Annotated in this window: 20 protein-coding genes; 13 read left to right on the top strand and 7 right to left on the bottom strand. The window is 68.1% G+C overall.

Annotation, left to right across the window (positions count from 1 at the left end; genetic code table 11):
* The first annotated feature begins 230 nt into the window (after positions 1 to 230).
* Positions 231 to 569, top strand: a complete 339-nt coding sequence (locus G6N35_RS09575; RefSeq protein WP_170313121.1) for a DUF732 domain-containing protein — start codon at positions 231 to 233, stop codon at positions 567 to 569.
* A gap of 9 nt (positions 570 to 578) precedes the next feature.
* Positions 579 to 1034, top strand: coding sequence for an SRPBCC family protein (locus G6N35_RS09570; RefSeq protein WP_163804041.1), 456 nt, complete (start codon positions 579 to 581; stop codon positions 1032 to 1034).
* A 19-nt stretch (positions 1035 to 1053) separates the two neighbouring features.
* On the opposite strand, the gene G6N35_RS09565 is transcribed toward G6N35_RS09570, so the two are convergent.
* A complete protein-coding gene (locus G6N35_RS09565) occupies positions 1054 to 1794 on the bottom strand; it encodes an SDR family NAD(P)-dependent oxidoreductase (protein WP_163804040.1) in 741 nt (246 codons plus the stop codon).
* Complete coding sequence (locus G6N35_RS09560; RefSeq protein ID WP_163804039.1) at positions 1791 to 2252, bottom strand: hypothetical protein; 462 nt, start codon at positions 2250 to 2252, stop codon at positions 1791 to 1793. Before G6N35_RS09560 ends, G6N35_RS09565 begins: the two co-directional genes overlap by 4 nt.
* Before the next feature lie 228 nt (positions 2253 to 2480).
* On the opposite strand from G6N35_RS09560, the gene G6N35_RS09555 reads away from it, so the two are divergent.
* The 8 genes from G6N35_RS09555 to G6N35_RS09520 are packed head-to-tail and all read left to right on the top strand — an operon-like array spanning position 2481 to position 12219.
* Positions 2481 to 3611 (top strand): polyprenyl synthetase family protein, encoded by a 1131-nt coding sequence (locus tag G6N35_RS09555; protein WP_407664529.1) that lies wholly within the window; start codon positions 2481 to 2483, stop codon positions 3609 to 3611.
* An 18-nt stretch (positions 3612 to 3629) separates the two neighbouring features.
* Positions 3630 to 5153 (top strand): phytoene desaturase family protein, encoded by a 1524-nt coding sequence (gene crtI / locus G6N35_RS09550; protein WP_163804037.1) that lies wholly within the window; start codon positions 3630 to 3632, stop codon positions 5151 to 5153.
* Positions 5154 to 5155: 2 nt separating this feature from the next.
* Positions 5156 to 6088: a phytoene/squalene synthase family protein gene (locus tag G6N35_RS09545; RefSeq protein WP_163804036.1), complete on the top strand. Its 933-nt coding sequence runs from the start codon at positions 5156 to 5158 to the stop codon at positions 6086 to 6088.
* 43 nt (positions 6089 to 6131) lie between these two features.
* Positions 6132 to 6857, top strand: a complete 726-nt coding sequence (locus tag G6N35_RS09540) for a class I SAM-dependent methyltransferase (protein ID WP_163804035.1) — start codon at positions 6132 to 6134, stop codon at positions 6855 to 6857.
* Entirely contained in the window at positions 6854 to 8404 is a 1551-nt protein-coding gene (locus G6N35_RS09535; protein WP_163804034.1) for an FAD-dependent oxidoreductase, read from the top strand. Before G6N35_RS09540 ends, G6N35_RS09535 begins: the two co-directional genes overlap by 4 nt.
* On the top strand, positions 8401 to 9411 hold the full coding sequence (locus G6N35_RS09530; RefSeq protein WP_163804033.1) for a DUF5914 domain-containing protein: 1011 nt from the start codon (positions 8401 to 8403) through the stop codon (positions 9409 to 9411). Before G6N35_RS09535 ends, G6N35_RS09530 begins: the two co-directional genes overlap by 4 nt.
* Positions 9412 to 9420: 9 nt before the next feature.
* The gene (locus tag G6N35_RS09525) at positions 9421 to 10494 is read left to right on the top strand and encodes an NAD(P)H-dependent amine dehydrogenase family protein (RefSeq protein ID WP_163804032.1); all 1074 of its coding nucleotides are present in this window, start codon (positions 9421 to 9423) and stop codon (positions 10492 to 10494) included.
* Between the two features lie 36 nt (positions 10495 to 10530).
* A complete protein-coding gene (locus G6N35_RS09520) occupies positions 10531 to 12219 on the top strand; it encodes an Hsp70 family protein (RefSeq protein WP_163804031.1) in 1689 nt (562 codons plus the stop codon).
* Here the strand turns inward: G6N35_RS09520 and G6N35_RS09515 are convergent.
* From G6N35_RS09515 to G6N35_RS09505, 3 genes are read right to left on the bottom strand one after another with little or no spacing between them, the layout of a single operon-like run.
* Positions 12211 to 13299: a class I SAM-dependent methyltransferase gene (locus G6N35_RS09515; RefSeq protein ID WP_163804030.1), complete on the bottom strand. Its 1089-nt coding sequence runs from the start codon at positions 13297 to 13299 to the stop codon at positions 12211 to 12213. The genes G6N35_RS09520 and G6N35_RS09515 overlap by 9 nt on opposite strands.
* 1 nt (position 13300) lies before the next feature.
* A complete protein-coding gene (locus G6N35_RS09510) occupies positions 13301 to 13537 on the bottom strand; it encodes a DUF1049 domain-containing protein (protein WP_163804029.1) in 237 nt (78 codons plus the stop codon).
* Between the two features lie 50 nt (positions 13538 to 13587).
* Complete coding sequence (locus G6N35_RS09505) at positions 13588 to 14535, bottom strand: SDR family oxidoreductase (protein WP_163804028.1); 948 nt, start codon at positions 14533 to 14535, stop codon at positions 13588 to 13590.
* A 64-nt stretch (positions 14536 to 14599) separates the two neighbouring features.
* Here G6N35_RS09505 and G6N35_RS09500 point away from each other — a divergent pair, with 64 nt between their 5' ends.
* The 3 genes from G6N35_RS09500 to G6N35_RS09490 are packed head-to-tail and all read left to right on the top strand — an operon-like array spanning position 14600 to position 17187.
* On the top strand, positions 14600 to 15274 hold the full coding sequence (locus tag G6N35_RS09500; protein ID WP_163804027.1) for a TetR/AcrR family transcriptional regulator: 675 nt from the start codon (positions 14600 to 14602) through the stop codon (positions 15272 to 15274).
* Between the two features lie 14 nt (positions 15275 to 15288).
* Complete coding sequence (locus tag G6N35_RS09495; protein WP_163804026.1) at positions 15289 to 16011, top strand: SHOCT domain-containing protein; 723 nt, start codon at positions 15289 to 15291, stop codon at positions 16009 to 16011.
* Between the two features lie 18 nt (positions 16012 to 16029).
* Positions 16030 to 17187 (top strand): zinc-binding dehydrogenase, encoded by a 1158-nt coding sequence (locus tag G6N35_RS09490; RefSeq protein WP_163804025.1) that lies wholly within the window; start codon positions 16030 to 16032, stop codon positions 17185 to 17187.
* Between the two features lie 114 nt (positions 17188 to 17301).
* Here the strand turns inward: G6N35_RS09490 and G6N35_RS09485 are convergent, their stop codons facing one another.
* Together G6N35_RS09485 and G6N35_RS09480 are read right to left on the bottom strand one after the other, a co-directional pair.
* Positions 17302 to 17925 carry an MBL fold metallo-hydrolase gene (locus tag G6N35_RS09485; protein ID WP_163804024.1) on the bottom strand — a complete coding sequence of 208 codons (624 nt, stop codon included), beginning with the start codon at positions 17923 to 17925 and terminating at the stop codon, positions 17302 to 17304.
* Positions 17925 to 19010, bottom strand: a complete 1086-nt coding sequence (locus tag G6N35_RS09480) for an S-(hydroxymethyl)mycothiol dehydrogenase (protein ID WP_163804023.1) — start codon at positions 19008 to 19010, stop codon at positions 17925 to 17927. The genes G6N35_RS09485 and G6N35_RS09480 overlap by 1 nt, the downstream gene beginning before the upstream one ends.
* Positions 19011 to 19020 lie beyond the last annotated feature (10 nt).

Genomic DNA, 19020 nt, shown 5'->3' with positions numbered 1-19020 from the left:
CTGCGACGCCGGTCGTGTGGGTGGCCATCCGTCTCATCTCAACCCCGATTTTCTCGCCCGTCGCGACAGATTAGTCGATGTAACTCAAGAGATTAGCCCACTTAATTGATCGGACGATACCCCCGGTAGCCCCGCCGATCGATCTCACCATTCCGTTCGTGCCCGAGGTCACATCATTGGTAGCCGGCAGGCTTTCGCGCCGGTGGTTAGCAGGCCTACAATTCCGTTCCATGAACGTCACGAGGCTTGCCATGGTAGCCGCAACTGCCATCGCGGCGCCGCTGGTCCTGGCCACGCCGGCACACGCCGATCCCGACACCGATTTCGCCAACCAGCTGCACGTTTTCGGGATCTACGGTCCGCGTGACTACAACGCCTGGATCGGCAAGATCACCTGCAAGCGCCTCAACGCGGGCCTGGACAAGGACGCCTACCAGTCGGCCAAGTTCATTCTGACCAACCTGCCCAACGGGTCCACCCAGGCCCAGGCAGTGCAGTTCCTGGGCGCGGCGATCAGCACCTACTGCCCGGACCAGGTCGGCGTCCTGCAGCGGGCCGCCAACCAGTAAGGCCTGGTCGTGGCCGGGCCGGTGGACCGGACCCTGACCGAGGACGTGCCGGGCGCACCGGCCGACGTCCGCGATCACTACGTCGATCTGGACAGCATCACCGACGTCCACCCGTTGGTGGTCTCCGTGCGCACCCTGCACCGCAGTGAGTCGCCGGACGGGTACGTCCACACCTATCGGGTCGCCGATCGCATCCCGCTGGGCGTGGCCACCCTGCCGATCAGTTACACGGCCACGCTGCGGGTGCCCCGATCCGGGCCCGTTCGCACCGAGGCCCGCCAGTTTCCCCGGGTCCGCCTCGACGGCGTGGTGTCCTTCGACCCCATTCCCGGCGGTACCCGACTCACCGAGCGGATCCGGATCAGCGCACCGTGGCCGCTGCTGGCGATGACCGCACGGCAAGCCGTGGCGGCACACCAGGAGATGCTGGCCGGGATCCGGCGGCGATTCGAAACGGCGGGCTAGTTCCTCCGAATCGCCGGAGCTAGCCCGCCGTCTTGCCGTTGTCGACGTTGTAGACGGCGCCGTGGATGGTCGAGGCGTCGTCGCTGGCCAGGAAGGCGATCACTTTCGCCACATCGCGTGGATCCATCATTCCGCGCGGCGCGGCGATCCGCATGATCAGGTTCCAGTCGGCGTCATCCGGGGTGGCGAACTCCGTCACCTGCGGGGTGAGCATGCCGCCCGGGCACACCACGTTCACCCGCAGTTGCTCCTTGGTGAACTCCACCGCCAGCGCCCGGGTCATCCCGACCAGGCCGTGCTTGGCTGCGCAGTACCCGGCCGAGTACACCTCACCCTCGATCCCGGCGATCGAGGCCACGTTGACGATGTTGCCGCCGACCTCGAGCAGGTGGGGCAGTGCCGCCCGGCACAGGAAGAACGGCCCGTTGAGGTTCACCGCCAGGTCGTAGTCCCAGTCGTCATCGGTCACCGAGGTGGTGTGCCGCATCTGGTGGAACCCGGCGGCGTTGACCAGGACGTCGAGCCGGCCGAACTGCTCCACGCAGCCGGCGACGGCGTCCCGGCAGGCCTGGGCGCTGGTGATGTCGACCGAGGCGAACGCGCCACCGGGGACCGACTCGAACACCGTCGCCATCCGCTCGGTGTCCCGCGCGATGCCGTAGACCGAGGCGCCGCGCTCGGCGAAGACCTGGGCCGCCGCGGCCCCGAGCCCCGACGACGCTCCGGTCACCAGGGCGACCTTGCCGCTCAGCTGTGTCATTGACCAACCTCTCCGCCCGGCTGGGCATGTACGTTGCGTAGGCCCACCGCGTTGCGCAGTCCCGAGCAGTTGTAGCACCCGACACATCCCACGCAGTCGGTGCACCGGGCGCAGGCCAGGCACGCCAGACACTTGCGGCAGGCGAAACATGCTGCGCAGGCGACACATTCGCGCATGGCGATGCAGAGCAGCGTCAGCAGGCAGCCCGCAATCACGGCGCTGCCGACACTGAGAATCGAGCCGGCGACCACCGCACTGCCCGCGGTGGCGATCGACCCCACCACGACGGCACTACCCGATGTGGACACCGAACCGCCCACGGCTGCGCTGCCCGCGGTGGCGATCGAGCCGGCCACCGCCACACTGCTGATCGTGGCGATGGACCCGGCCACGGCGGTGCTGCGCTCGGTGGCGATGGATCCGGCATCGGTCCCGACGTCACCGGCGGTGGTCTGCATCGGCTCAGTATTTCAGCGGCGAGAAGGCCGTTCCGGTCCATCTCGGTGGGTGGAAGAGAAAATTACGCGTACGTGACCATGTGCGTTCTGACGAGGCATTGCAGTCCCCACTCGCCTTGAATTGGAGCCAAGGGCACCGCCGTCTGGTTGCATCAACTTCCGGAGGGGTATGGCATGCACGGTGCTCGGCCCGGGCCGAAGTGGCCCGCCACGGGGAAGGAGCAGCCATTGCGCGCATCTGACGCAGTCTCGCGCAGCGATGTGCGCGTGCCATCGGCCACCGGGGTGGCCGTGGAGCACGACGCGCAGTTCGAGATCTGGCGCAACGGTGTGCGGCAGGCTGCGCTCGCCCACGTCGCAGACTTCGTCGACAGCCATTGCGTCCCGCAACTGGCCGGCACCGGAATCGACGTCGCGTCCGACATCCTGGTGCAGTTCGTCGGCGGCGGTAAGTGCCTGCGGTCCACGTTCATGTATCTGGGCTGGCTGTGCGGGGCGGGGCCGGACGAGGCCGCGTTGCGCGCGTCGGCCGGACTCGAGCTGCTGCACGCCTTCGCGCTGCTGCAGGACGACGTGATGGATGATTCGGACATGCGCCGCGGCGCGCCTGCCGCGCACGTGCAGTTCGGCCAATGGCATCGCGATCACGGCTTCAACGGGTCGCAGTGGCGGTTCGGCGCCTCGGCGGCGATCCTGCTGTCGGACCTGTGTCTGGTGTGGGCCGAGCAGATGATGCGCGACAGCGGTGTGCCGGCCGACGCGCTGGCTCGGGCTTGGCGCCGCTACGACGCGATGCGGGTGGAACTGGCGGTGGGCCAGTTCGCCGACGTCGCCAACGATTACGGCGCCGTGCCCACCCTGGACAAGGTGCTCGATGTCGCGCGGCGCAAGTCGGGTAACTACACCGTGCGCCGCCCGCTGGAGATCGGTGCGGCGATGGCCGGTTGCGAGGATCTGATCGGGGCGCTCGGCGAATATGGCAGCGCTGTCGGCGAGGCGTTCCAGCTGCGTGACGACATCCTGGGTGTGTTCGGTTCACCGACGGTGACGGGCAAGCCGATCGGGGGAGACCTTGCCGAGCGCAAGGCCACCAGCGTCGTGGTCGCCGCCCACCAGATGGCCGACGCCACCATCCGCAGGCAGTTCGTCGAGCTGATGAACGCCGAGGAACTCGACACCGCCGACATCACCCGCTGGCGCAATCTGATCGTTGCGACCGGTGCCGTCGAGTGGATCGAGGACATGATCGACGACCTGGTCGCCACCGCGGTGGATCGCGTGAGCGACAACCGAATTGACGGCTGGGTGCAGTCGACGCTGGCCAATATGGCTGCGGCCTGCACCCTGCGAGTGACCTAGAACGAACAGGAGAAGATGATGCGTACCGTGCCAGGGGCGACCGACCACGTCGTGGTAGTCGGAGCCGGGCTGTCCGGCTTGTCCGCTGCCCTGCAGCTGGCCGGGCGCGGCCGGTCGGTGACGGTGGTCGAGCGCTACCCGTTCCCGGGTGGGCGGATGGGCCAGGCCGACATCCGCGGGTATCGCATCGACACCGGCCCCACTGTGCTGACGATGCCCGACATCATCGACGAGGCGTTCGCCGCGGTCGGCGCCTCGATGGACGACCACCTCCAGCTCGATCTGGTGGATCCGGCCTACCGGGCCTCGTTCGCCGACGGTTCGTCGCTGGATGTCCACACCGATGCCGCGGCGATGACCGCAGCCATCGAACAGTTCGCCGGGCCCACCGAGGCCGCCGGATACCTCCGGATGCGCAGCTGGCTCACCGAGCTCTACCAGCTGGAGATGAAGGGGTTCATCGCCTCGAACTTCGACTCTCCGTTGTCCCTGCTGACCCCGCAACTGGCCCGCCTCGCCGCGATCGGCGGTTTCCGCGGCTGGGAGAAGATGGTCGGCAAGTACATTAAAGACGAACGCCTACAACGGGTTTTCACCTTCCAGGCGCTCTACGCCGGGGTTCCCCCGCAGCAGGCGCTGGCAGCCTATGCGGTGATTGCCTACATGGATACCGTCGCCGGGGTGTACTTCCCGCGTGGCGGTATGCGGGCGGTCCCCGAGGCGCTAGCCGCCGCGGCGGCCGCGGCGGGGGTGGAGTTCCGCTACCGGTCCTCGGTGACCTCGCTGGAGAAGTCCGGTTCCCGGGTGACCGCTGTGCGTACCGACAATGGCGACCGGATCGCTTGTGACGCGGTGGTTCTCACCACCGAACTGCCGCTGACCTATCAACTGCTGGGCCGGACGCCGCGGCGTGCCGTCAAGATCCTGCCCGCCCCCTCGGCCGTCGTCATCCACGCCGGCGTGCCCGCGGTGGGTGACAAGTTGGTCCACCACAACATCAGCTTCGGTAAGAAGTGGGCGGGTACCTTCGACGAGATCATCCGCGAGGGTCAGCTGATGAGTGATCCCTCGCTGCTGGTCACCAGACCCACCGCGGGCGATCCCAGCCTGGCCCCGGTGGGCCGAGACCTGCTCTATATCCTGGCTCCAGCTCCGAATCTCGATGTGGGCGTTGTGAATTGGGCTTCGGCGGGCGAGGCGTATGCTCAGCAGGTGCTCACCAAGGCAAGTGAGCGGTTGCTGCCGGGGCTCGACGACGACGCGGATGTCCTGGACATCGTCACTCCCGCGGACTGGGCGCGCCAGGGGATGGCGGCCGGTTCGCCGTTTGCGCTGGCCCACACCTTCTCGCAGACCGGTCCGTTCCGGCCCGCCAACCTGGTGCGCGGGATCGACAACGCGGTGCTGGCCGGCGGATCCACGGTCCCCGGGGTGGGGGTGCCCACCGCACTGCTGTCGGGCCGGCTTGCCGCCGAGCGAATCGCGGGCCCGGTCGACGAACTGTTCCGCAAACGCACCATCACCAGGTCGGGAAGCAGGTAGTGATGATCCACACCGAGTTACACGCCGCTGGGATCGACGACGAGCGGTTACGCGAGTCCTACCGGTACTGCCGCAGGCTCAACGCCCAGCACGGCCGAACCTATTTCCTGGCCACCCGGCTGCTGGCACCGCCGCAGCGGCCTGCCGTGCACGCGCTGTACGGCTTCGCCCGTTATGCCGACGACATCCTCGACGACCTGGACTCGACGGCCACGATTGCCGAGCGGGAGGCCCGGCTGGACACCTTGTCGGCCAAATTCTTCAGCGGCACAGCCGATCCCAGTGAGCCGGTGCTGCCCGCGGTGCTGCACACCGCGCGTACCTACCGCATCCCGCTGGATCTGTTCGACGACTTCCTGACCTCGATGCGGATGGATCTGACCGTCACCGACTATCCCGACCGTGCTGCGCTCAACCACTACATGCGCGGGTCGGCCGAGGTGATCGGCCTGCAGATGTTGCCCATCCTCGGGACGGTCGTGCCCACCGCCGAAGCCGAACCGTTCGCCGAGGCGTTGGGCCGGGCCTTCCAGCTGACCAACTTCCTGCGCGATATCGACGAAGACCTCGACCGCAACCGGGTGTACCTGCCCGCCGACGAACTCGCCGCCTTCGGGGTGGACCGCGATCTGCTGACGTGGTGCCACCGGAGCCGCCGCACCGATGCCCGGGTGCGTCAGGCCCTGGCCGCTCAGCACGACACCACCCGCGAGGTCTATCGCGAGGCGCGCAAGGGCATCGCCCTGCTCGCGCCACCGTCGCGACCCTGCGTGGCCACCGCGTTCACGCTGTACTCGGAGATCCTCGACCGCATCGAAGCGCTGGACTTCGAGGTGTTCAGCCAGCGCGCTACGGTCGGTAACGGTCGGCGGGTCCAGGTGTTCGCCGGCGGACTGGTTCGGGCTAGACGTGCCCGAAAGTACGGCGCCGCCTGATGTACTTGTTCCGCGACATCGTCGATCGAAAGGACCGCCGGTGGTGAGTGTCGGTCAACGCGGACTGCAGCGCGAGCAGGTTCCCGGAGCCTTCGACGTCGGTGCGGCGGCCTATGACCGGCTGGTTGGGGCCAACCCCGGCTATCACGACCACCTGCGGATCTCGGCGCGACGGATGCGGATCGCCGACGGTGGACGCGGGCTGCGCCTGCTGGATGCCGGCTGTGGCACCGGTGCGTCCACGGCGGCACTGCTCGAGGCCGCGCCGCACGCCGAGATCGTCGCCGTCGACGCTTCGGCGGGAATGCTGACCCAGGCCCGGGCCAAGTCGTGGCCGGCGACCGTTCGCTTCGTGCACACCCCGATCGAAGGGATCGCCGATGCGGGGGTCCAGGGACCATTCGACGGAATCCTGGCCGCCTACCTGCTGCGCAACCTGGCTGATCCCGACTCGGTGCTCAGGACCTTCCGCGGACTGCTCCGCCCCGGCGCCACCCTGGCCGTGCACGAGTACTCGGTGAGTGACTCCCGGGCAGCCAAGGCGATGTGGAACGCCGTGTGCTGGGGCATCATCATCCCGGCCGGCTGGCGGCAGACCGGTGACAGCACGCTCTACCGCCACCTCTGGCGCAGCGTGAACACCTTCGACGGTGCCAGGGACTTCCAGCGCAGGCTCGTCGCTGCCGGGTTCACCGGCGTGCACAGTGAGACCATGCCCGGCTGGCAGCGTGACATCGTCCACACCTTCCTGGCGGACGCACCACGATGATCGATCCACGCCGAGTCGCACATCCGGCTCAGTCCGGGCTCCCGCATGCCAACGCGCTGCCCAGCACCCCGCACGTCGTCGTCGTCGGTGCCGGGATCGCCGGTCTGGCGGCAGCCACCGGTCTGGCCGAACGCGGCGTCTCCGTGGATGTCCTGGAGCGCCAGGAGTATCTGGGTGGCCGCGTCGGAGGCTGGACGGAGACGCTCGACGCGGGGGATCCAGCAGGTGGCGAGGTGGCCAACAACCGCGGCTTCCACGCCTTCTTCCGGCAGTACTACAACCTGCGCGCGCTGCTCCGGCGCAGCGATCCCGGCCTCGAGCGGCTGCGGCCGGTCGAGGACTACCCCTTGGTCGACGGTGAGGGCCGCCGGGACACCTTCCGCGGCCTGCCCAAGACACCGCCGTGGAACGCCCTGGTGTTCGCACTGCGCAGTCCAACCTTCCGGATGCGAGATCTGTTGCGGCTCAACGCTCCCGCGGCCGCTCCGCTGGCCGCGGTGTCGGTGCCCGAGATCTACGATCAGCTCGACGATCTGGACGCCGAGACGTTCCTGACCAACATCAACTTCCCGGTGGCCGCCCGGCATCTGGCGTTCGAGGTGTTCGCCCGCAGCTTCTTCGCTCGCCCGGAGCGGTTGTCGGCCGCGGAGTTGGCCGCGATGTTCCACATCTACTTCCTGGGTTCCAGCGAGGGTCTGGTGTTCGACGTCGCCGAGTCCAATTTCAACACCGCGCTGTGGGATCCGTTGGGGGAGTATCTCGTCGAGCAGGGTGTGGTTTTCCGCACCGGGGTGTCGGTCGAGTCGGTCAGTATCGGTGGGCCCAAGAGGTTTCAGGTGCGGGTGTCCGACGGAACCACCGTTGAGGCCGACGCCGTGGTGCTGGCCACCGATCCGGGCGGCCTGCAGCAGATCGTGGCGGCGTCGCCCGATTTGGGTGACCAGCACTGGCGCGAACAGATCGCGGGGCTGCGTACCGCTCCGCCGTTCGTGGTGCAGCGGTTGTGGCTGGACCGGCCGGTCGACGCGGACCGTCCGCCCTTCCTGGGCACCGGCGGACTCGAACCCGTCGACAACATCAGCGTGGTGAGCAGCTACGAGCGGCAGGCCGCCGAATGGGCGCGGGTACATGGTGGTTCGGTGGTCGAGGTGCATTCCTATTCGGTAGTGGATCCGCCGCCGTTCGAGGGGCTGCGCGAACGCATGCTGGGCCGGCTGCACCAGCTCTATCCGGAGACGGCGCGGGCCGGGATCGTCAAGGAGACCATCCTGTTCCGCGACGACTGCCCGCTGTTCTTCCCCGGCTCCTTTGCCGGGCGGCCCACTGTCGAGACGCCGGTGCCCAATCTGATGCTCGCCGGTGACGGCATCCGCATCGATCTGCCGGTAGCGTTGATGGAGCGCGCTGCCACCACGGGGTGGACGGCAGCGAACCGGCTGCTGGCCGGGTGGGGGGTCAGCGGCCACACGGTGCACACCGTCCCGGTGCAGGGCCGTTCACCGGTCCTGCGTCGGCTGGTCACCCCGAGGAAGGCCCAGGCGTCATGAGCATCACCTCCCGGCTGGCCGCCCGCTTCCCCAAAGGTGTTCCGCTGCAGGTTGTTCCGAAGCTGGATTGGGCCAACCAGAAGCCCACCTACCAAGACGCCGAGCCAGCGTTGATCAATGCCGCCCTGCATCGGGCCGAGCAGCGGCCCAGCGGCAACTGGTTCGTTTTCGCCGCCAGTTCGGATGTGAAGGCCGACAAGCCGTTTGGTACCCGGGTCGGTGGTGTGGAGATCGTGGCGTGGCGCGACCAGGTCGGTGGCCTGCACGTCGGCCCGGCGGCCTGCCCGCACCTGGGGGCCGACCTGGCCACCGGAACCGTGAACTGCGGTGCGCTGATCTGCCCGTGGCACGGCCTGAAGCTCGAGGGCGCACGTGAGTTCGGCTGGAAGCCGATGCGCGCGTTCGATGATGGTGTTCTGGTCTGGGTCCGGCTCGACCGGGTCGGCGGTGAGGAGCCGCTGGACCAACCGGTGATCCCGCCGAGGCCTGCGGGCGCGCGGCTGGCCGCGGTGACCCGGCTCGAAGGCATCTGCGAGCCGTCCGACGTCATCGCGAACCGCCTCGACCCGTGGCATGGCGCCTGGTTCCACCCCTATTCGTTCACCCAGCTCGAGGTGCTCAGCGCCCCGCCCGACGATGCCGATGAGGACGCTGACCGGTTCCTGGTCGCGGTGACGTTCCGGATGGGCCGGCTCGGCGTCCCGGTGATCGCCGAATTCACCACTCCGGAGCCGCGCACCATCGTCATGCGGATCGTCGACGGCGAGGGCACCGGCAGCGTGGTGGAGACCCACGCGACGCCGATCGGCCCCGGGCCGGACGGGCGCCCGCGCACCGCGGTGATCGAAGCCGTGATCGCCCAGTCCGATCGCACCGGCTTCAAGTACTCGCTGCGGGCGGCGCCGTTGATCACCCCGTTGATGCGGGTGGCGGCGGCCCGACTGTGGCGCGATGATCTGGCCTACGCAGAACGCCGATTTGCCTTGCGGGACAATTCATCCAGCTAGGCTCCTAGCGTGGCTAAGCGAATAGTGGTCTGGGGTACCGGTTTCGTCGGCAAGATGGTGATCCCGGAGGTGCTCAAGCATCCCGAGTTCGAACTGGTCGGGGTGGGAGTGAGCAACCCGGCCAAGGTTGGTGTCGATGTGGGCGAGATCTGCGGGTTGTCCGAGCCGGCCGGGGTGCTGGCCACCGATGACGTCGAGGCCCTGATCGCGCTGAAGCCCGACGCCCTGGTGCACTACGGACCGACCGCCGCCCACGCCGATGCGAACATCGATCTGATCACCCGGTTCCTGGCGGCCGGGATCGATGTGTGCTCGACGGCGATGACGCCCTGGGTGTGGCCCGCGATGCACCTCAACCCGCCGAACTGGATCGACCCGATCGTCAAGGCCTGTGACGAGGGCCGCTCGTCGTGCTTCACCACCGGGATCGACCCCGGTTTCGCCAACGATCTGTTCCCGATGACCCTGATGGGGCTGTGCTCGGAGGTGCGCCGGGTGCGGGCGTCCGAGCTGCTGGACTACACCAATTACGAAGGCGACTACGAGTTCGAGATGGGCATTGGCCGGGAACCGGAGTACAAACCCCTGCTGGAGAACTCCGACGTCCTGGTCTTCGCCTGGGGCGCGACCGTGCCGATGATCGCTGCCGCCGCCGGTATCGAACTCGACGAGATCACCACCACCTGGGACAAGTGGGTGACACCGACCGAACGCACAACCGTCAAGGGCGTCATCCCGGCGGGTCACGTGGCGGCGGTGCGGTTCACCATCAACGGCGTCTACCGCGGGCAGACCCGCATCCAGCTCGAGCACGTCAATCGCATCGGACGCGACGCCGCCCCGGATTGGCCGTCGGGTGATCAGGACGACGTCTACCGCGTCGACATCGATGGCACGCCCAGCATCTTCCAGGAGACCGCGTTCCGGTTCACCGACGGATCCGGGCGGGACGCCGCCGCTGCGGGATGCCTGTCGACCGGGCTGCGGGCGCTCAACGCCGTGCCCGCCGTCAACGACCTGCCCCCGGGCTGGGTCACCCCACTGGATCTGCCCTTGATCCCAGGTCGCGGCACCATTCGCTGAGTAACGCCGGCGGCGCTGCGACCGACATGTCAGATGATGACTGACGCAACCAAACCGGCCATCGGACTGTCGGTCGGAGCTACCACGCTGGCTGCGGTGACATCGGACCGAAGTGTCACGCGTAAGCCTGTTATCGCGCTGCCCGGCGTGACGATCAGCGATTTCGTCGACCGGGTCGGTGACCCGGTGGGCATCGTGGCCTCCGACGGGTCGATGCATTCGGCAGAAGATTTGCTGGCCGACGCGCTGCGCGGGCTGGCCTACGAGGCGACGGCCGGCCGGCCGTTGCCGACGGCCGCCGCGTGCGCGTATCCGGCGCACTGGGCACCCGCCGCCGTGGAGGCCCTGCGCCGGGCGCTGCGCCGCCTCCCTGAGTGGTCGGCCGGTGAGCTGCTGATGATGCCCGACGCTGCGGCAGCGGCGACGGCCCTGCAGGCCGACCCCGGGCTACCGACACGGGGTGTGATCGCCCTGTGTGACGTCGGCGGCAGCGGGACGACGCTGACCCTGCTCGATGCGGCCGCCGGATACCGGCCGATCGACGCGCCGCTGCGATATCTGGACTTCTCCGGTGATCTGGTCGACCAGGCTGTGCTGGCCCATGTGGTGGGCGAGCTGTCGGTGGGCGGAACACTCGACATCACCGGCACCTCGGCCATCGGGTCGCTGACACGGCTGCGGAGCGACTGCCGGGTGGGCAAGGAACGGCTGTCCACCGCCTCGGTGACCGCCATCCCCGCCGATCTGCCCGGCTTCACCGGTGATGTGCGGCTGACCCGCACCGAACTCGACGAGGTGGTGCGCCGGCCGCTGGCCGACCTGACGGCTGCGGTCATCGATCTGCTGAGCCGAACCGGAGTGCGGCCGCATGAACTGGCCGCCGTCGCCACGATCGGCGGGGTTGCGGCCACCCCGGTGCTCACCACCGCGCTGTCCGAGCAGCTGCGGGTGCCGGTTGTCACGTCGCCGCGACCAGGGCTGATCCCGGCGATCGGTGCCGCGTTGCGGGCTGCCCGTGGGCCGGTCGATGACAGTCCTACCGCGCTGGCCGCCGCGTCGGTGGTCCCGGTGCCGGTCCCGTCCCCGTTGGCACCGATTGCCGACCACGCGCCGCTGACCGGTGCGGCGCTGGCCTGGTCACAGGCTCCCGACGTGCCGGACATGCTGGCCCCCGAGCCCGAGCTCGTGGTCCCGGTTCGCCCGCAGATCGATTTCGAGCCCGAACCCGGCGAGGCCGTCGACACCCGCACGCCCTGGTACCGGCGCCCCCTTCCGGTGGTGGCGGCGGCGCTGGCGGTGATCGCGATGGCCGGAGCCGGAACCGCGCTTGCGCTGCGCAGCGACGGCGGAGCCGCCGCTCCGGCCAATCCCATGCCGAGCGTCACGACCACACCCGCCGCGTTGCCGACCGTCACCGCGGTAGCGCCACCGCCGTCGTCGCCGAGCCCGGCGCAGCTGCAGGCTCCGCTCGAGCAACCCGCGCCGCGGACGGTGGTGCAGGCACCCGTCACCCAGACCCAGGTGGTTCAGGCGCCCCCGGTGACCACCGAAGCGCCGGCGCCCCCGCCAGTGACTGTCACACCGCCGCCGGTGACCGAGACGGCGACCGTCACGGCGCCCCCGAGTCAGGCACCGGCTGCGCCACCGCCGATCATCCCGACGATTCCGCCGATCCCGACGATTCCCGGCCTGCCGCCGTTCTTGCAGCCCAAGATCTCAGGCTGACGTCGAGCGCTTCTCCAGTACGAGTTTGGCCAGCGGAATCGACATCTGCTCCGGTGCGGCCGCCAGGTGGGCTGCCACGGCGGCTTCCAGGCGGTCGACGAATTCGGTACCCCTGGGATCGTGCACGCCACCGTCCAGCGCGGCGGCCAGGGTGGGGAATATCGAAGCACGAAGGAACGCAGCCCAATTCGCGCCGAACGCCGTCGCGTCCTTGTCGCTGAGGTACTGCGCCCAGTACCGGTCCTCGCCTCCGAACAGCTCCAGGTGTTCGATCGACAGGCCCTCGAACCGACCAGACGGGGCGAATGGCGCGCGAAAGTCCTTCTCGTCACGGCCCATTGACGGAATCGACATCCGGCGCACCTCGTCGCCGGTGATGAACTTGTCCTCGGCCATCCGGCGCAGGTGGGTCAACACCGCGTCGAACACCGGCCGGAAGCCGGAACTCCCGTCGGATTCCAGGCCGACGGTCAGCACCACCAGGCGTCCACCCGGAGCTAGTTCGCGACCGCGGAAAGCAACGAACTCGTGCCAGTCCTCGGCAGACTGCCGCGCGTAAGCCCGCCGGGCCACAGCGTCGGAACTAAAGGAGATCTGGATGTGGTCCGGGATCGGCGTCGGCACCCGGCTCAACCAGTGCACCGCCCATGAACTCCAGCCCAGCGCAATGCTGTCCGAGGGCAGGATCTGCTTGAAGAAGGACCGTCCGACGGCCGAGGCGAAGGTGGCCGAATCCTTTTTCAGGTAGCTGTCGTGGTCGTCGGAAAGGGTGGCGAACAGTGCGCTGAAGTCGTTGTCGGGAACGTCGGTGTGGGCCACCAGGATGGCGTGGTCGGGGCGGGTGCGCTCACGCAGGATCGCGATGGCCGCATTGATCGGCAGCAGCGAGTTGAATCCGTTGGCCGCGCCGTAGTCTGCGATCGCAATCGGCTGGGGCGCGCGCGGCAGCGGGACGCTGCGGGCGGCCTCCTCGAAAAGCGCTATCGCAGGGCGCAATCCGGCGGCTTGCAGTCGCGAAGAGGCGGTGTAGGTGGCGCTGTCCATCGGTTGTGGACGCACCACGATGCTGGACTCGGGCACGTCAGTGTCGGCGACGACGTCCCAGCAGCAGGCCGACCACGATGCCCACGGCGAGCATCGCGGTCAGCAGCAGCCACATCGGCGACTCCACGGTGATCCACAGCACGTGCACCTGCTGACGGTCGCGGTTCTGGCCGATGAAGATCGCCGCGAGCGCCACGAGCAGGATGGCTAGCCAGTACCGCAGGGCGAACCGTTGTACCACCCCGCCGGAGGGCTTGGACTCGTCTGGGGACATGGCGACCTCCCGTACTCGCTGCCGTGCAGGTGACGGTAGTCGCCCCGAGGTCAATTGTCGGGATAACGCACGCCGGTGAGATCTTCGGAGATCTGCCAGAGCCGGCGGCACCCCTGTGCGTCGGTGGCGCGGGGCAGGATCTTGCCTTCTTTGACCCCGCCCCCGGCAACTTCCATGAAACCCTTCGGTCCGTAGAAATGACCGCCCTGGGCCTTCGGGTCGGCGGCGGCGTAGAGCACCGGCACGATGCCGGCGTCGACCTCCTGCCACATGAATGGCATGAACCGCCAGCTGAACTGGTAGAACCGGGCCAGCGCGGTGGGCTTCTCGCGGCCGTGCGAGGGGCCGCTGATCTGCAGATTGGTCTTGCACAGACCGGGATGCGCGGCATTGGACATGATGCCCCAGTCACGCGCGCGGCTGAGCCGGTCCAGTTCGATCGCGAACATCAGCGTCGCGCTCTTGGACTGGGCGTAGGCGGCGTTGGCGGAGTAGCTGCGCTCGAAGTTGGGGTCCTCAAAGTTGATCCCGCCGATCCGGGCGGCCAGGCTGCTCAGCGACACCACTCGCGGGCTCTGCGCGGCCCGCAGCAGTGGCAGCAGGTGTGCGGTCAGGGCGAAGTGGCCCAGATGGTTGGCACCGAACTGCAATTCGAATCCTTCGGAGGTGGTGTCGCGCTGTGGCGGCTGCATGACGCCGGCGTTGTTCACCAGGATGTCGATCGGGCGTCCTTCGGCATTGAGTTCGTCGCCGAGGGCCGCGACGCTGGCCAGCGACGACAGGTCGATGCTCTTGAGGGTCAGCTTCGCGGTGGGCACCGCGGCGCGGATCTCGGCGGCCGCGGCTTCGCCTTTGGCCTGGTTGCGGATCGCCATGATCACCTCGGCGCCCGCGGCCGCGAGGCGCTTGGTGACCCCGAGACCGAGGCCACTGTTGGAGCCGGTGACGACGGCGAGTGTGCCGGACAGATCGGGAACGGACAGGGAGAGGGCAGCCATGGCGCCGACGTTAACAGAACGATAGTCTGATAACAAGAGAACGGTGGTCTGCTAAATTACTGCGGTGACGTTACCGTTCCAGCGGGCCCGTCGGCCCGAGCAGCTGGCCGCCCGACGGTCTGCCATCCTGGTTGCCGCGCGCGATGCCCTGGCCGCCAGCGGTGTCGATGGCGTCACGCTGCGCGACATCAGCGAACGCGTCGGGTTGGCGAAGTCCAATGTGCTGCGTTACTTCGAGAGCCGGGAGGCGATCTTCCTGGAGTTGCTCGACTCGGAGTGCCGGTCCTGGCTGGTCGAACTGAACGAGCGGCTGGGTGTGCCCCAGCCCCGAAAGCCGAACTACGACAGCGAAATCCGGGTGGCGGCCGTGATCGTCGAGACCTTGGTGGAACGGGCTCTGCTGTGCGAGCTGCTCGGTGCGATGGCCGGGGTGCTCGAGCGCAACATCTCGGCTGACTTCGCCCGCGATTTCAAGGTCCGGGCTATGCAGACCATCGGTGAGCTGTCTTCGGTCGTGGGCGGGCAGCTGCCGTGGCTGAGCGCCGAATTCCTGGGGTTCATCGGCGAAGGAGTCCTGACGCTGGTGGCTGGGATGTATCCGTTCTCGGTGCCCACCGAGCCGGTGCGCCAGGCCGTCGAGGAACTCGGCTTTCCCGACCCGGCGTGCCGTTTCGTCGATGGGCTGCAGGCCGGGCTGACGACCTGGCTGATTGGAGCGGCGGCGCAAAGTCCGCCGTGACACACTTGGCGGCCATGAAGGGCAGCTGGTCGGCCTCCCGCATCTTGGCCATCACCGGAATCCTCGGCATGATCGTCGGCGGGATCGGATTCATCGTCGTCATGGTGCTCAACGCCTTCGTCCTCGACGAGTTCGATGCCTATGGTGAGGTCCCGATCCCGGGATCCGGGCAGATCTCGCTGCCGGCCGGTGAGGTCCAGATCAGCTTTCACACCTCGGTCACCGGCTCGCCGTCGGGCAGCTTCCCGGTGCCGGCCCTGAAGCTGAGCATCATCCCGCCCGAGGGTGCGCCTGATCCAGTGCTCACCGAACGCCCTAGTGGCACAACGACTGTCAACAGCGACACCCACCTGAGGATCTGGACCGCCCAGGTAGCCACCGCGGGCGTGTACCAGATCAAGACCGGCGGTGAGGTGAACGGCTACATCAACCCGAGGCTGGCGTTCGGTCACGAGAGCGACTACGACTACCTGCACTGGGTCTTCGCCGTGGTGTTCGGGGTGGGCCTCCTCGATGTGATCCTGTCGCGGGTGTTCAAGCGGCTGCGCGGTCGCGGATCGCCGGAGGTGCAGCGGCAGGACATGCCGGCCGAGCTTGCCCCGCAGGCGGACCCTTTCACCCCGACCGACCAGGGGGTTCGGTTGGAGCAGCTGAAAACCATTGCCGCCCTCCGTGACTCGGGTGCGCTCACCGAAGCGGAGTTCGAAGCCGAGAAGCGGCGAATCCTGCGGGGGTAGCGGCATAGACTCGGCGGCGTGAAGGCTGTCAGCTGTGTGCAGGGAACATTGTCCGTCGTCGATATCGCCGCGCCGCGGCCTGCGCAGGGGCAACTGGTGCTCGATGTGCGCAGCTGCGGGATCTGCGGGTCTGACCTGCACGCCAAGGACCACGCCGACGAGCTGGCCGAGGTCTTCGACGAGACCGGGTACCCGGACGGGATGCGCAGCACCACCCCCACGGTGATGGGCCACGAGTTTTCCGGCGAGGTGGCAGAACGGGGGGCGGGGACTCCCAAGGCGCTCAAGGTGGGCACCCGGGTGGTGTCCTTCCCGATGGTCCGCGCGCACGGTGGCGTGCACCTGACCGGACTGTCCCCACTGGCACCCGGCGGCTACGCCGAGCAGGTTCTGGTCGAGGCGGCGATGACCTTCCCGGTGCCCAATGGGTTGTCGATGGACGTCGCGGCGCTGACCGAACCGATGGCGGTGGCGCTGCACGCGGTCCGGCGCAGCGAGGTCACCAAGCGCGACACGGCGATTGTCATCGGTTGCGGTCCGGTGGGGCTGGCCGTCATCTGCCAGCTCAAGGCGCGGGGTGTGGCGACGATCGTCGCCAGTGACTTCTCCCCGGGGCGGCGCGCGCTGGCCAGCCAGTGCGGCGCCGATATCGTCGTCGACCCGAAGGTCGACTCGCCCTACGCCCGGGCGATTGGCAAGGGCGTGGTCACCGACTTCGCCGGGCTGGCCGAGCTCGGCGTCGGATCGATGGAGAGGCTGCGCAAGCTACCGGGCTGGCAGTACGTCTACCGGGCGGCCGACGCCCTGGGGGCGGCGGGCCCCAAGCGGCCGGTGATCTTCGAATGCGTCGGGGTGCCAGGCATGATCGATGGCGTCATCGCGGCTGCGCCGCTGACGTCGCGGGTGATCGTGGTCGGGGTGTGCATGGGCACCGACCAGATCCGGCCCACGATGGCGATCGGTAAAGAGATCGACCTGCGCTTCGTATTCGGTTACACCCCACTGGAATTCCGTGACACCCTGCACATGCTGGCCGACGGCAAACTCAACGCTTCACCGTTGATCACCGGCAAGGTGGGTCTGGACGGGGTGAGTGCGGCGTTCGAGGCGCTGGGGGACCCGGAATCACACGCGAAGATCCTCGTCGATCCCCGCAGCATGGCAACCGCGCCCTAGTGGCCGTGTCTGACTGGCCACTTCCTCCTCGTCGCTCGTACCTCGCGGCGCATCGTCAGTGGCCGCGTCTGACTGGCCACTTCCTCCTCGTCGCTCGTACCTCGCGGCGCATCGTCAGTGGCCGCGCTTCACCCAGTCGTCGTAGTTCACCAGCTCGTCGCCGATCCGGGTGGTGTCGCCATGGCCGGTGTACACCACGGTGTCCGCGGGCAGTTTGCCGAGCTTGTCTTTGATCGACCCGAGGATGGTCGGGAAGTCCGAGAACGAGCGTCCGGTAGCACCCGGTCCGCCCTGGAACAGGGTGTCCCCGGAGAAGACGGCACCCAATGCCGGCGCGTAGAGGCAGGTCGAGCCGGGGGAGTGCCCCGGGGTGGCGATCGCATGCAACTCGATTCCGTCGGCCTTGAGCACCTGGCCGTCCTCGATGGCGCGGAACTGCTTGTCGCCGTGGGTCATCTGCCACAACATCGCATCGGCGGGGTTCAGCAGCACTGGGGCGTCGAGGTCGGTTCCGAGCTGGGGTGCGACGGTGATGTGGTCGTTGTGACCGTGCGTGCACACCACCGCTACGACGTGACGGTTGCCGACGGCGTCCTCGATGGCCTTGGCGTCGTGGGCGGCGTCGATGACGATGACCTCTGTATCGTCACCGACGATCCAGATGTTGTTGTCGACTTCCCAACTGCCGCCGTCGAGTTCGAAGGTGCCGTGAGTGACCACCCGCTCGATACCGGCCATTACAGGACTACCACCGATCGCAGCACCTCGCCGGCGTGCATCTTGTGGAAGGCGTCCTCGATGCCCTCGAGGCCGATCCGCTCGGAGACGAACTTCTCCAGTGGCAGCCGGCCCTGGCGGTACAGGCTGATGAGGGTGGGGAAGTCGCGCTCGGGGAGGCAGTCGCCGTACCAGGACGACTTGAGTGCGCCGCCGCGGGAGAAGAAGTCCACCAGCGGCATCTCCAGCTTCATGTCCGGTGTCGGAACACCAACCAGGACAACGGTTCCGGCCAGATCGCGGGCGTAGAACGCCTGCTTCCAGGTCTCCGGGCGGCCGACGGCGTCGATGACCACGTCGGCGCCGAACCCGTCGGTGAGGTCCTGGATGGTTTCGACGACGTCGAACTCCTTGGCGTTGACGGTGTGGGTGGCGCCGAAATCACGGGCCCAGGCCAGCTTGGTGTTGTCGGTGTCGACGGCGATGATCTTCTTCGCTCCCACCAGTGCGGCCCCGGCGATGGCGGCGTCGCCGACACCGCCGCAGCCGATGACCGCCACGGTGTCGTCACGCCCGATATTGCCGGTGTTGACCGCGGCACCCAGGCCGGCCATCACGCCGCAGCCGAGCAGGCCCGCCACTGCGGGGTCGGCCTCGGGATCGACTTTGGTGCACTGACCTTCGTGCACCAGGGTCTTGTCGGCGAAGGCGCCGATACCCAGGGCCGGGGTGAGTTCGGTGCCGTCGGTCAGGGTCATCTTCTGGGTGGCGTTGAACGTGTTGAAGCAGTACCACGGCCGGCCACGCTTGCAGGCGCGGCACTGGCCGCAGACCGCGCGCCAGTTGAGGACCACGAAGTCGCCGGGGGCCACGTTGGTGACGCCCTCGCCGACGGCTTCGACAGTGCCGGCAGCCTCGTGGCCCAGCAGGAAGGGGTATTCGTCGTTGATGCCGCCCTCGCGGTAGGTCAGGTCGGTATGGCAGACACCGCAGGCGATGACGTCGACGACCACCTCGCCCGGACCGGGATCGGGGATGACGATGTCGACGAGCTCTACGGGTTGCTTCTTGGATCGAGAAATCACACCGCGCACTGTTTGACTCATGAGTCAAACC

Source organism: Mycolicibacterium anyangense (assembly GCF_010731855.1).
Lineage (GTDB): Bacteria > Actinomycetota > Actinomycetes > Mycobacteriales > Mycobacteriaceae > Mycobacterium > Mycobacterium anyangense.
The sequence above is the reverse complement of the archived record's forward strand: the minus strand, read 5'-3'. Positions and strand labels throughout refer to the sequence as shown.